The following is a 13,134-nucleotide window of genomic DNA, read 5'->3' on the forward strand; positions in this document are numbered from 1 at the left end:
CCGATCCGAAGGGGCTGGACCTTTCCGCGCTGCGGTCCTTCCTGGACCGTGCCCGGCCGGGGCTGGTCGACGGAGACCTGACCGGCGAGCTGATCCCCGGCGGCAAGTCCAATCTGACCTACCGGGTCGCCGACGGCGCGCGGCGCTGGGTGGTACGCCGCCCGCCGCTCGGGCACGTGCTGTCCACCGCCCACGACATGTCCCGGGAGTACCGGGTGATCTCGGCGCTGGGCGGGACGCGGGTGCCGGTGCCGGGCACGGTCGCGCTGTGCGAGGACCCCGAGGTGATCGGGGCGCCGTTCTACGTGATGGAGCACGTGGACGGGACGGTGTGGCGTACCGCGGGGCAGACCGCGACGCTGGGCGCCGAGCGGGTCGCTTCGCTGTCGCTGGCGCTGATGGACGTGCTCGCCGACCTGCACGCGGTCGACCCGGCCGCGGTCGGCCTCGGCGACTTCGGCAAGCCGGAGGGATACCTGGCCCGGCAGCTGCGCCGCTGGAGCACCCAGCTGCAGCACTCGCACAACCGCGAGCTGCCCGGCCTGGCCGAGCTGCACGACGACCTGGTCGCGCGGATGCCCGCGCAGGCCGCGCAGGTGTCGATCCTGCACGGCGACTACCGGCTCGACAACTGCATCGTCGGGCCGGGCGACCAGATCGTCGCGGTGCTCGACTGGGAGATGGCGACCATCGGCGATCCGCTCGCCGACCTGGGCCTGTTCCTGTGCTACTGGCGCATGTGGACCGAGCCGGTGATGGAAGGCCTGTTCGGCGACGCTCCCCCGGCGGGCGTCTTCCCGCCGGCGGCGCAGATGGCGCAGCGCTACGCCGCCCGGCGCGGCGCGGACCTGTCCGACCTTCCCTGGTACGTCGCGTTCGCGCACTACAAGCTCGTCGGGATCCTCGAGGGCATCCACTACCGGTACCTCGCCGGGCAGACGGTCGGCGAAGGCTTCGACCGGGTCGGCGCGATGGTCCCGCATCTGATCAAGCTCGGTCACCGTACGCTGCAGGAGGCGTAAGACCATGGAATTCTCGTACGACGAGCGCACCGAGCAGCTGCGCGCGGAGCTGCTCGACTTCATGGAGCAGCACGTCTACCCGGCCGAGGCCGTCGCCGAGCACCAGCTCGGCGAGATCGCGCCGTGGACCACGCCGCCGGTCATGGAGGAGCTGAAGACCGAGGCCCGCAAGCGCGGCCTGTGGAACCTGTTCCTGCCGCACCACCCGCTCGGCGCAGGGCTGTCCAATCTGCAGTACGCGCCCCTGGCGGAGATCACCGGGCGCAGCCCGCACCTGGCCCCGGAGTCGATCAACTGCAACGCCCCGGACACCGGCAACATGGAGGTGCTGACCATGTTCGGCACCGCCGAGCAGCAGGACCGCTGGCTCAAGCCGCTGCTCGCCGGGGAGATCCGGTCGGCGTTCTGCATGACCGAGCCCGAGGTCGCCTCCTCCGACGCCACCAACATCACCACCCGCATCGAGCGCGACGGCGACTCGTACGTCATCAACGGGCGCAAGTGGTGGTCGTCAGGCGCGATGAACCCGCGCTGCGAGATCTTCATCGTGATGGGCAAGACCGACCCGGCGGCCGACCGGCACCGCCAGCAGAGCCAGATCCTGGTGCCCCGGGACACCCCCGGCATCGAGATCAAGCGCGGCATGCACGTGTTCGGCTACGACGACGGCTGGCACGGCGGCCACGCCGAGATCACCTTCACCGACGTACGGGTGCCCGCCTCGAACCTGATCGCGGGCGAGGGCGAGGGCTTCGCGATCGCGCAGGCCCGGCTCGGCCCGGGGCGCATCCACCACTGCATGCGGCTGATCGGCATGGCCGAGCGGGCCCTGGAGCTGATGTGCCGGCGGGCCACCGAGCGGGTCGCGTTCGGCAAGCCGCTGTCGGCGCAGGGTGTCGTCGGCGAGTGGATCGCCGAGGCCCGGGTGCGTATCGAGCAGGCCCGCCTGCTGGTGCTCAAGACCGCGTGGCTGATGGACACCGTCGGCAACAAGGGCGCGCACACCGAGATCCAGGCCATCAAGATCGTGGTGCCGGAGATGGCCGGCTGGGTGATCGACAAGGCGATCCAGGTGCACGGCGGCGGCGGCGTCAGCCAGGACTTCCCGCTCGCGCACATGTGGGCCGGCGCGCGTACGCTGCGCCTGGCCGACGGCCCCGACGAGGTGCACAAGGCCTCGCTGGCCAAGCGGGAACTGCGCAAGTACGGCGCGGAGCGGAGCTGACCTTGCAGAGCGCGTACGCCGACCTCGGCGGGCCAGTGCACCACGTCGACTTCGGCGGGCGTCCCGGCGCGCCGCCCGTCGTCCTGGTGCACGGGCTGGGCGGTTCACACCTGAACTGGACGCGGCTCGCCCCGCTGCTGACGCCGTACGCCCGGGTGATGGCTCTTGATCTGGCGGGGTTCGGCCGCACGGGCGCGGCGGCCGGACCGACCACGGTCACCGCCAACGCCGAGCTGCTGCGGCGCTACCTGACCGAGGTCGTCGGCGAGCCCGCGGTGCTGGTCGGCAACTCGATGGGCGGCATGATCTCCACGCTGACCGCCGCGGCGGCCCCGGACGCGGTGCGCGGCCTGGCCCTGGTCGACCCGAGCGTGCCGCTCGCCCCGAAAGTCAAGATCGATCCGGAGATCCGGCGGCTGTTCCTGGTCAACCTCGTCCCAGGGGTCGCCGGCTGGGCCATGCGCCGCCGCCTGGCCACCGTGCCCGCCCGGCGGCGCATCGCGGAGACGCTGGCCCTGACCTGCGTCGACTCATCGCGGGTGCCCGAGCAGATCATCGCCGACGCGGTCGCGCTCGACGAGGAGATGACCGCCGCCAACCCGCGCCGCGACGCCGCGTACCTCGGCGCGAGCCGGTCCCTGCTGCGCCTGCTGGCCCGCCCCGACGGCTACTGGCGCGCCATGGAGTCCCTGCGGATGCCGGTCCTGCTCGCCCACGGCGTACACGACCGGCATGTGCCCATCGGCTCCGCCCGCGCGGTCGCCGCCCGCCTACCCCACTGGACCTACGTCGAACTCGACTCCGGCCACGTCCCCCAACTCGAACACCCCCACGAGCTCTCCGAACACCTCCTCCCCTGGCTCCGCGCCTTGAAGTAAGGAAGGGCACCTTCACATCGCTTTGCGATGTAGAAGGTGCCCTTCCCAACACTGCACGGGTGCTGACCAGCGGCCCTGCGGCCGCACTCCGGCCGCGGGCCGGCTCACACGGGCACGCCCGCGGTCACCGACAGCAGCCGCAGCTTCTCGTGGCTTTCACTGCCCGGCGTCGCGGTGTAGACCAGCAGCGACTGGGACTGGTCGGGGTCGAGCAGGATCTGGCACTGCAATTCGATCGGACCGACCTGCGGGTGCCGGAGGCGCTTGGCCACGCAGTACGGCCCCGGCACGGGATGCCCGCGCCACAGGTCGGCGAACTCCGGGCTGGCCGTGAGCAGCGCGCCGACGATCGCGTCCGCGCGCGACCGGCGGCCGTCACGGGTGTACGCGCGATGCAGGTCCGCGGCGAGCTGGCGGCTGTGCACCGGGTGGTCCTCCGGCTCGTACAGCTCCCGCGTCGCCGGGTCGGTGAACCACCGGTAGTGCAGGCTGCGGGCGAGCCCGGTGTAGGCCGTCTCGTCCCCGAGCAGCGCCACCGCCAGACCGGTCTGCTTCAGCGTCTCGCCGAGGTGGCTGACCACCTGGGCCGCGGCGCCGTCGAGCCCGTCGAGGACCCGCATCATGCCGGGGTTGATGTGGTCGGCGCGCAGCACCCTGCGCGGCACGGCGTGGCCGCCGAGGCGGAACAGGTGGTCCCGCTCCTCCAGGGACAGCCGCAGGCCGCGGGCGATCGCGGCGAGCATCTGCTCCGACGGGTGCGGCCCGCGCTGCTGCTCGATCCGGCTGTAGTAGTCGGTCGACATGCCGCTGAGCGCCGCGACCTCCTCGCGGCGCAGCCCGCCGGTGCGCCGCCGCTGCCCGCGCGGCAGCCCGACGTCCTCCGGCTGCAGCGCCTCGCGCCTGGTCCGGAGGAATTCGGCGAGTCGTTCCCGTTGCATGACGCGGCTCCGTTCCTCTGATCTTGCCAACAACGCCCAGGTCAGACCTGTTTCCACCGCGACGGGTCTCACACCCGGGCAACCCGATCCTGTACGGGCCCGCCGCGCTCAGCCACGGACAGGTTGTGCCTGGTTACGGCCTCGTGGCGGCAGCACAGTCGAACCCATGAACAACCCAGCACACACCCCGATCGGCCACTGGATCGGCGGCCGCGTAGTCGCCGGCTCCGGCGACACCATCCCCGTGACGAACCCGGCGACCGGCGAGCTCGTCGCCGAAGCGCCCGCCGGCACCTCCGCGCACGTCGACCAGGCCGTCGCCGCCGCCCGTGCCGCCTTCCCCGGCTGGGCCGCCACCGACCCGGCCGAGCGGGCCGCCGCCGTACGGCGCATCGGCGAAGGACTGCAGGCCCGCGCCGAGGAGATCGCCGTCACGATCACCGCCGAGATGGGCTCCCCGATCACCATGTCCCGTACCGCCCAGATCGGCTTCCCGGTCGCGGTGACGAGCTCCTTCGCGGCGCTCGCCGCCGACTTCGCGTGGACCGAGCAGGTCGGCAACTCGCTGATCGTGCGCGAGCCGATCGGTGTCGTCGGCGCGATCACACCGTGGAACTTCCCGCTGCAGCAGATCGTGTCGAAGCTCGCTCCGGCCCTGGTGGCCGGCGACACGATGGTCTTCAAGCCGTCGGAGGTCGCGCCGCTGACGGCGCGGATCCTCGCCGAGGTCACCGCCGAGGCGGGCCTGCCGGCGGGCGTGTTCAACGTCGTGTACGGCACCGGCGAGGTCGTCGGCGAGGCGATCTCGGCGCACCCCGACATCGACATGATCTCGTTCACCGGCTCCACCCGGGCCGGGCGGCGGATCTCGGCCGTCGCCGCGCAGACCGTCAAGCGGGTCGCGCTCGAACTCGGCGGCAAGGGCGCGAACGTGATCCTCGACGACGCCGACCTGGCCAAGGCCGTCGACAAGGGCCTGATGATGGTGTTCACCAACAGCGGCCAGGTCTGCGGCGCGTGGCCGCGCATGCTGGTCCCCGCGGCCCGCCACGACGAAATCGTCGAGCTGGCGGTCGCGGCGGCGGCGCAGTACACCGTCGGTGTGCCGACCGACGAGGCGACCCGGCTCGGGCCGGTGGTCTCCGAGGAGCACCGGCGCAAGGTCGACGGGTACATCGAACGCGGCATCGCCGACGGCGCGAAGCTGGTGTTCGGCGGGCCCGGACGACCGGAGGGACTCGACGGCGCGTACGTCCGGCCGACGATCTTCGCGAACGTGGACCCGGACTCGGCCATCGCCCAGGAGGAGATCTTCGGGCCGGTGCTCACGATCATCCCGTACACCGACGACGACCACGCGGTCGCCGTCGCCAACAGCACCATGTACGGCCTGACCAGTGGCGTATTCGGCGAGCCCGAGCACGCGCTGGCGGTGGCCAGGCGGCTGCGGGCCGGGCAGGTCGACATCAACGGCGCGCCGTGGAACGCGCTGGCCCCGTTCGGCGGCTACCGCCAGTCGGGCAACGGCCGCGAGTTCGGCCACTTCGGACTGGAGGAATACCTGGAAACCAAGTCCATCCAGCGCTGATCGCGGCGGCCCCGTCCCGCCCGACACATGCTTGATCGCCGTTTCCGGTCACCACCTGAGCAGACCTCACTCGATGACCGGAAACGGCGATCTTGCGCAAGATCGCATCACCGTGGGAAGCCGCGCCGCCCGGAATACCATGATCCACGGATCGGCGCCGAGCACTACCATCGCCGCATGGGCCTGGACTGGACGGGATGCCGCAACGCTCGCGAGCTCGGCGGGCTGCCTACGGCTGACGGCGGGCAGATCCGCGCGGGCGCGCTGTGGCGGACCGGCAGCCACCACCGGCTTGCGGCCGGAACGGTCCAGGCGGTCGGCGCGGCGGTCAGCCGCGTCGTCGATCTGCGGTGGTCATGGGAGATCGAGGGCAAGCCGAGCCCGTTCGCGGGCCACCCCGTCTACCGCCACGTGCCGATGCTCAACGACGTACTTGACTACATGCCGCCGCCGGACTCGTACGCGCCGATGCTCGACCACAACCTGGAGCGTATCGGCGCGGCGGTCCGTTCGGTGGCGCAGGCTCCGCCGGGGCCTGTCGTCGTGCACTGCCACGCGGGCCGGGACCGCACCGGTGTGTTGGTGGCCCTGCTGCTCCGGCTCGCCGGGGTCGACGACGTCCTGATCGCCGACGACTACGCCCGCACCGAAGGATGCTCGCCCCAGCCGATGCTGAACACGCTGGCCCACCTCGACGAACGCTACGGCGGCGTCGAGCCGTACCTGCTCCTGACCGGCACCGATCACCACACGCAACGGTCGGTGCACGAGAGGCTGCGGTGACCGGCAGCCGACCTCGCCGCCGGTCCACGAACGTGGTCGTCAGGCCTCCTCCCAGTCGAGGCGGCCGTCGTGCACCGAGCGCCGGGACTTCAGGAACGGGCTGCCGTAACGCATCGCCTCGTACGAGCGCGACAGCAGCGCGCCCAGGTCCGGCCAGGTCTTCGGGGCGTCGCGAGACTCCTGCTCGGACACGATCGTGACGTGGCCGTGGGTGTCGCGGTCGCTGTGGTCCACGGCCAGGCACGTGCCGCGCCTGCCGGACGCGACCGGCAGCCACTGCCGGTGCCAGGTGTGCCAGTGCCGGTCGGCGTCCGCCGCGATACGCCGCCGCGACACGGCGATCATGTCGGCGGCGCCGAGGAAGACGAACCCCGGCGCGAGGCAGAACGGCGGAGTGGCCACGCCCGCGCCGTCGTGCCAGCTCAGCAGTTCCTCCACCTCTTTGATCACGTCGACGCCCAGGTGCGCGCGCACCGCCGCGAGCTGCTCGCGGGTCGCCGGCGGCGGCAGGTCGCGCACGGTCAGCGGCGCGTGTTCGGCCAGCCAGCCGTCGATCGCCGCGAGGGTGGAGGAGAACGGCATGAGGAATTCAAGCACTTCGGGGGCTGCCTGCCTGTCCCCCGTACGCCCGAGGCACGGCGACCCGAGGCGACGGCGGCCGTCTGTCCACTTCGGTCTCACGCGGATGACGATGTCGCAGGCGAGCACTAGGATCGGCTGCTGTGACCGACTCTGCGCCGAAGACCTCCACCCGCCCGGCGAGCGTATTGTTCGGCCTGCTGGCCGTCATACCGGCGCTCGTGCTGCTGATCAGCGGATACGTCGTGCCGACCGTGCGGACCGTGCTGGCGAGCTTCACCGACGTGGACATGCTGCGCGAGGACGCGGATCCGGTCGGGCTCGACAACTACTCGGCCACGTTCTCCGACTTCGCGGGCTCGCTGGTCTGGCCGCTGGTCTTCGCCGCGCTGGTGACGCTCACCGCGGTCGGCGCCGGTGGCACGCTGGCCTACCTCGCCGCACGCGCCGGCCGGGCCGGCCGGTGGACGGCCCGGATCGCGTTCGCGCTGCCGATGGCCGCCCTCGCCGGTTCCGGCACGGCCCTCGCCTGGGTGATCGCGTTCGACGAGCCCGGCGGGCTGAACCCGCTGCTCGCCCAGTACCTGACCTTCTTCGGGCTCGTCATCGGACTCGGCGCGACCGCATACCTGCTGGTGTTCCGGCGCTCGACCCGCCCCCGCGACGCCGTGCCCGGCGTGCTGCTGGTCACCGGCGTCGTCGCGGCCTCGTCGCTGGCGATCGGCCTGCAGTCGTTCGGCTTCCCGTACCTGCTGGGCCGGCTGCCCGACGGGCCGCGCTACGCGTCGCCGTCGGTGCTCATCTTCGACAACGCGTACCGGACCTTCCGGGTGGGTGTGGCCTCGGCCGACGCGGTCCTGCTGTGGCTGGTGCTCGGCGTGCTCGGCATCGGCGTCGCGCTCTGGCTGATCCTGGCCCGGGCCCGAGTGGTCACGGCCGACCAGCCCACGAGCGAGACGGCTCCGGCCGGCAACGCCGGGTGGCGGGTGGCCGCCTCCGTCGTCACCGGCGGCCTGCTGCTGCTCGGCCTGGCCGGGCTCACCCCGTGGCTGCTCAGCTCGATGAGCTTCGACACCGAGGCCGTCGGCGGCAACGTGCTGACGCACCTGTCCTACACCTGGTTGCCGCCACTGATCTCCACGGTCGTCGGGGTGCTCGGCGCGGCGCTGGCCGGATACGGCATCGGCGCGCTGCGGCCGCTCGGCGACCGCAGCGAACTGCTGCTGCTGCCGTTCGCGCCGTGGCTGTTCGTGGGGCTCGCCGGGCTCGCCCCGGACGCCTGGATGCACCGGGCCGAGGACGGCAGCGAGTTCCTGTTCCTGATCCCGCCCGCGTCGCTGACCATCCCGGTGCTGTTCGGGTCGGCGCTGCTGTTCCGGGGCGTCCGGTGGACCCTCGCGCTGCCGGTCGTCGGGCTGGCGGGCCTGCTGACGTGGGTCGTCCAGGCCCAGGACACGCTGTGGCCGCTCATCGCGGGCTTCCAGCCCGACAGCGCCCCGATGCAGGTCGTCGTGATGCAGGCGATCACAAGCTTCCGCTACACGGGTGGCGACGGCGGCATCCCGACCGGCTGGCTGTATCCGCTGCCGGTCTGCCTGCTCGTCGCGGCCGCGATCGGCGCGGTACAGGTCCTGGTGCTGGACCGGCTCGCGCTGCGCACCGGCCGGACCACCGACGCCGACGCGGCCGGCACCGCTGCCCCCGCCGAGGACCTCGCCACGGGCCGGTGATCCGTTCCTGGACACCTGGCGCACACGTCACCAGCGCGTCCTTCGCGACCATCTCCGCGTGCTGGGAGAAGTGTCGGTAGGAACGGCCAAGACCGCCCAACTACCTCACCGAACTACTGGCCGGCCGGTCGCCGCAGCCCGAGCCGAACCAGCAGCAGACCGACGACCGCGGTGATCGGGCCGATGACCACCCAGATCTTCTGCCCGTTCATGCCGCCGGACTGGCCGAGCAGATCCAGACCCTGCAGGGTCCACACGATCCCGGACAGCACCAGCAGCACTCCGAGCACCAGCCACACCCAGCGCATGACCACTCCAACCCGTTGACGAGCGAACGAACGATCATCGTCGCACGGGTCCGTCGGAGATCAAACGGCAGAGGCAAACCGCGAGCGCCGATATCTAGGACGCTGGTCCAACGGCTACATCTTTTCTGATGTGGTCACATCAGAAAAGATGTAGCCGCACGCAGATACCATCGCGCCATGCCCGCCGCCGTACGCGATCTGGTACCTGCGTTCCTCGACTTCTGGCAGCAGGCCGCGAACGCCTCCGCCGAGCGGCGGCTCGCCCTGTGGCGGGACTACGTCGCCCGCCATCCGGAGGTCGTGCACGACGTCACGCGCGGCGGTGGTGAGCCGGACCCCACACTCGCGCTCGCCCGCTACCGGGAACTCGTCGATCGGATCAAGGCCAACGCGCCCCTCGCCACGGCCTGGATCGAGGAGGCCGCCCGGCTGGTGGCTCCGGTGCTGCAAGCCCAGGACCTGACCGTGCCGTGCATCAGCATGGTCGGGATGGCCAGGTCGAACGGCTGGGTCAGCGAAGTCGACGGCCGGCACACGCTGTTCCTGGCGGTCGAGCAGATCCCGGACGCCGACGCGGCAAGGATCCTCGCCACGCACGAGATGGCGCACGCCATCCAACTGCCGATGCCCGCCACGCCGTGGCCGCAGGACGGCCCGCTGGGGCACGGAATCTTCGCCGAAGGATTCGCCACCCGGCTGACCGTCGAACTGCTGCCGGAGTACGGAATCGCCGAGCACCTGTGGTTCGGCCCTGGATACGACGGCTGGATGGCCGAGTGCGAGCGGCGGTTGCCCGAGGCCCGCGCGGAGATCCTGGCCTGCCTGGACGCAACGGACCTCGGCGTCCAGCGGCGCTACCTGAACCTCAACGGCGGGCACCACCTGCCCGACCGGATCGGCTACCTGATCGGAGTCCACGCGGTCGAAGAGCTGCGCCAGGCGTACACCTGGCCGGAACTCGCGCGCTGGGGCACCGATCGCGCGATGGCGGAACTACGGCGGGTACTCGCCGGTGCTGAGACCTAGCCGACCTGCTGGATCTGCGGCAGCGACTGCTGCAACTCGGCGCGGATCGCCGGGGTGAGGACCTCGCCGGCCTGCTTGCACAGCTTGGCCATCTCGTACCCGGCCACGCCCACGTCGGCCCCGGCCGCGGTCAGCGAGGCCAGGATCGAACCGTCGCGGATCGGCATCACCAGCAGGAAACCCCGGCCCATCTCGACGACGGTCTGGCGCACCGAGTCGCCGTCGAACAGGCCCGCCGCGCTCTTGGTCACGCTGACCAGGCTCGACGTGACCGCCGCGAACTGGTCGGCACTGTCGCGGGGCAACCGGTCCGACGCGGCCACGAGCAGGCCATCCGACGAGACGACCACGGTGTGCACGACACCGGCCACGCGTTCGGCGAATCCGTTGATGAGCCAGTTGAAGTCACGCGCCGCTGCGCTGATCGCCATTTCGGTCCACTCTCCCTGTCACTTGCCGGCCGGCTGGGTCAGCTGCCGCTCCGCCTCGGTCCGCCCCTCGGCGTCGTCTTGTTCCGGCTCGGGCCCGGTCAGGGCCGGCGGCACTTCTGCAGCCGGCACCTCTTCCGATGCCGGTGGCTCGGTGGAGGCCGGTGATTCGGGCACCGCGGCGGACTCCGGTGAGGTCCGCTGTACGGGCACCACCGGCGGGGCCGAGGCCTGGCCGGCGGCGTCTTCCGCCTCGGCGCGCCGCACGCCCGCGTAGAGCCTGGTCAGCGTGTCGCCGAGCGCGTCCGGGTCGGCCTCGTACCGCGTCGTCACCGCCTGCGCCGCCTCCGGCACGGACCGGCGGGTGCGGGCGGGCAACCCGGCCTTGGTCAGCGCCGGTGGCTGCGGTGCGGGCTCGGCTGCGGGCGCGGGCCCGGTCTGCTCGTCGGCGTCGCGGCTCCACCAGATGCTCGGTGCTCGGCGTTCGGGCGCGAGCACGTCCTCCGACCTGGTCGGCACGCGGCGGCGCAGGCTGGACAGCGCGGCGTCGCCGGAGTCGGCCTCCGGCGGGGTGAGGCCCGGCTCGTCGGTGGGTGCGGGCGCGATGAGCGCCTCGGGCAGTAGCACCCGCACGGTGACCCCGCGGATGCCGGAGGTCAGCCGCACGTCGATGCCGTGCCGACGGGCCAGGTGCCCGACGACGACCAGGCCCATCCGCTCGGCCGCGGAGGTGTCGATGCTGACCGGCTCCGACACCTGGCTGTTGGCCTCGGCGAGCAGCTGCGCGGACATGCCGATGCCGTCGTCGATGACGACCAGCTCGGCCGAGCCGTCGTCGAGCGCGTTGCCGCGCACCTGCACGGTGGTGTCGGGCGGGGAGAACGCGGTGCCGTTCTCCAGCAGCTCGGCGAGCAGGTTGACGACGTCGGCGACGGCGTGGCCGACGACGAACACGCCGTCGGGGGTGTCGTGGTGGATCCGCTGGTAGTGCTCGACCTCTGCGGTGGCGGCGAGCACGATGGTGTTGAGGTCCTTGGGCCGGTTCCAGTGCCGGGCGGTGTCGCCGCCGGCGAGCACGAGCAGGTTCTCGTCGTTGCGGCGCAGGCGGGCGGCGAGGTGGTCGAGCCGGAACAGGTTGCCGAGCTTGTCCGGGTCGACCTCGGCGGACTCCATGGTGTCGAGCAGTTGGAGCTGGCGTTCGACCAGGGTCTGGCTGCGCCGGGACAGCTTGACGAAGATCTCGTTGACGTTGCGGCGCATGCTGGCCTGTTCGGCGGCCAGGCGCACCGCGCTCAGGTGTACGGCGGTGAACGCCTCGGCGACCTCGGCGACCTCGTCCTGCGAGCCGACCACGATCGGCTCGACGTGCACCGGCGGCGCGGCGGTCGGGGCCAGCCGCAGCTGCTCGATGACGCTGGGCAGCGCGACCTCGGCGACGATCAGGGCCTGGGCGCGTAGCGAGCGCAGTGTCGAGGCCATGTTGCGGCCGATCACGATGGACATGAGCAGTGCCGCGAGCAGCAGCACGATGGTGACCAGCGAGCCGAACAGGGTGGTCAGCCACTGGCTGCCGCTGGCCGCGGCGACGGCTTCGGACGCGCCGGCCAGCAGGTCCTGCTCGACGGTGCGCAGCTGTTCGAGTTCGGTGGTGCTGGCCGACCACCACTGCTGCGGGTCGACCCCGGCGGCGGGGTCGGCGGCGACGATCGTCTCGGCGAGGCGGTTGGCGTTGCGTACGGCCTGGCCGGCGACGACGTCTTCGAAGCGGGCGACCTGCGCGGGGGCGGCGTCGGCGCGGAAGCCGGCCAGCGCGGCCTGCCGCTGGGCGCGGGCCTGCGCGATGCGGGCGCCGGGCGCGGACTCGAAGGCGGCCCCGTAGCAGAGCATGTACAGCCGGCCGCGGATCTGGGCGGTGAGCTCCTTGGCGCGGGCCAGGTTGGTGAAGCCGCGCACCTGGCGGCCCAGGGCGGCGTCGCCGCCGACGTCGGCCGGGGTGGGCAGCAGCGCGTGCAGCGCGGCGATGACGCCGGAGTACGCGTCGAACGCGGCCTGGGCGCGCAGCCAGCCGCCGGCGACCCCGGCGCGCAGCCGGGCCACCTCGTCGAGCCGGTCCTGGGCGGTCCGGTAGGGCACGGCCAGCGCGGCTTCGGCGGCCAGTTCCGCGGCGGCCGAACGCCAGCGGGCGGCGGCGCGGTCGACCGCGGTGCGCTCGGGGGCCAGCCCGGCGACGTCCCGGGCCGGGGAGCCGCCCGACGACAGCGAGACCAGCATGCCGACGGTGCGGTCGCGCTCGTTCTGCAGCTCGTGGACCAGGGTGGTGATCTCGTCGCCGAGGGAGACCTGCCGGGAGAAGGCGTCGAGGTCGGCGGCGGTGCGCACGGAGTCGGAGATCTGCACGCCGGCGACCACCAGGAAGCCCAGCAGCGGCACGGTGAGCACCGCGGCGAGCTTCGTCGGCACCCGCCAGAGCCGCGTACGCAGCGGCGATGAGCGGCGGTGCGCGCCGGTCGCCCGCCGACTGTGACGCTCCTGATCCGTCACCGGACGACCTCCGTACACTTTGCTCAGTCCACATCAGAGTGATCTAGGTCTTGCTGCGTACATCTAACCGTCGGCTGTGTCGCCGCAG

The 13,134-nt window shown here is 72.2% G+C and carries 12 protein-coding genes; 7 read left to right on the forward strand and 5 right to left on the reverse strand.

The annotated features are described in order from the left end of the window. From Cco03nite_RS19845 to Cco03nite_RS19855, 3 genes are all read left to right on the forward strand, one after another. A partial coding sequence (locus tag Cco03nite_RS19845; RefSeq protein ID WP_239167498.1) for a phosphotransferase family protein occupies positions 1–1,022 on the forward strand: 1,022 nt, incomplete at its 5' end. Between the two features lie 4 nt (positions 1,023–1,026). Continuing rightward, positions 1,027–2,247 carry an acyl-CoA dehydrogenase family protein gene (locus tag Cco03nite_RS19850; RefSeq protein ID WP_203693642.1) on the forward strand — a complete coding sequence of 407 codons (1,221 nt, stop codon included), beginning with the start codon at positions 1,027–1,029 and terminating at the stop codon, positions 2,245–2,247. Between the two features lie 2 nt (positions 2,248–2,249). Then, positions 2,250–3,125, forward strand: coding sequence for an alpha/beta fold hydrolase (locus Cco03nite_RS19855; RefSeq protein WP_203693643.1), 876 nt, complete (start codon positions 2,250–2,252; stop codon positions 3,123–3,125). 104 nt (positions 3,126–3,229) lie between these two features. Here Cco03nite_RS19855 and Cco03nite_RS19860 read toward each other — a convergent pair whose 3' ends face one another. Then, positions 3,230–4,063 (reverse strand): helix-turn-helix transcriptional regulator, encoded by an 834-nt coding sequence (locus Cco03nite_RS19860; protein WP_203693644.1) that lies wholly within the window; start codon positions 4,061–4,063, stop codon positions 3,230–3,232. Positions 4,064–4,229: 166 nt separating this feature from the next. Between Cco03nite_RS19860 and Cco03nite_RS19865 the strand changes: the two genes are divergently transcribed. Both Cco03nite_RS19865 and Cco03nite_RS19870 read left to right on the forward strand, forming a co-directional pair. After that, positions 4,230–5,651 carry an aldehyde dehydrogenase family protein gene (locus Cco03nite_RS19865; RefSeq protein ID WP_203693645.1) on the forward strand — a complete coding sequence of 474 codons (1,422 nt, stop codon included), beginning with the start codon at positions 4,230–4,232 and terminating at the stop codon, positions 5,649–5,651. 177 nt (positions 5,652–5,828) lie between these two features. Beyond that, positions 5,829–6,434 carry a tyrosine-protein phosphatase gene (locus Cco03nite_RS19870; protein WP_203693646.1) on the forward strand — a complete coding sequence of 202 codons (606 nt, stop codon included), beginning with the start codon at positions 5,829–5,831 and terminating at the stop codon, positions 6,432–6,434. Positions 6,435–6,473: 39 nt separating this feature from the next. On the opposite strand, the gene Cco03nite_RS19875 is transcribed toward Cco03nite_RS19870, so the two are convergent. Next, complete coding sequence (locus tag Cco03nite_RS19875) at positions 6,474–7,031, reverse strand: SMI1/KNR4 family protein (protein WP_203693647.1); 558 nt, start codon at positions 7,029–7,031, stop codon at positions 6,474–6,476. 125 nt (positions 7,032–7,156) lie between these two features. On the opposite strand from Cco03nite_RS19875, the gene Cco03nite_RS19880 reads away from it, so the two are divergent. Beyond that, positions 7,157–8,743 carry a carbohydrate ABC transporter permease gene (locus tag Cco03nite_RS19880; protein WP_203693648.1) on the forward strand — a complete coding sequence of 529 codons (1,587 nt, stop codon included), beginning with the start codon at positions 7,157–7,159 and terminating at the stop codon, positions 8,741–8,743. Positions 8,744–8,856: 113 nt separating this feature from the next. Here the strand turns inward: Cco03nite_RS19880 and Cco03nite_RS19885 are convergent, their stop codons facing one another. Then, entirely contained in the window at positions 8,857–9,051 is a 195-nt protein-coding gene (locus tag Cco03nite_RS19885) for a hypothetical protein (protein ID WP_155375159.1), read from the reverse strand. A gap of 177 nt (positions 9,052–9,228) precedes the next feature. Here Cco03nite_RS19885 and Cco03nite_RS19890 point away from each other — a divergent pair, with 177 nt between their 5' ends. Beyond that, entirely contained in the window at positions 9,229–10,077 is an 849-nt protein-coding gene (locus Cco03nite_RS19890) for a hypothetical protein (protein WP_203693649.1), read from the forward strand. Here Cco03nite_RS19890 and Cco03nite_RS19895 read toward each other — a convergent pair. Both Cco03nite_RS19895 and Cco03nite_RS19900 read right to left on the reverse strand, forming a co-directional pair. Then, complete coding sequence (locus Cco03nite_RS19895; protein WP_275412060.1) at positions 10,074–10,508, reverse strand: roadblock/LC7 domain-containing protein; 435 nt, start codon at positions 10,506–10,508, stop codon at positions 10,074–10,076. The genes Cco03nite_RS19890 and Cco03nite_RS19895 overlap by 4 nt on opposite strands. Positions 10,509–10,526: 18 nt before the next feature. Next, positions 10,527–13,046, reverse strand: coding sequence for a sensor histidine kinase (locus tag Cco03nite_RS19900; RefSeq protein ID WP_203693650.1), 2,520 nt, complete (start codon positions 13,044–13,046; stop codon positions 10,527–10,529). Between the last annotated feature and the right edge of the window lie 88 nt (positions 13,047–13,134).

Origin of the sequence: Catellatospora coxensis, assembly GCF_016862635.1 — a bacterium.
In the GTDB taxonomy this organism is placed as follows: Bacteria; Actinomycetota; Actinomycetes; order Mycobacteriales; family Micromonosporaceae; genus Catellatospora; species Catellatospora coxensis.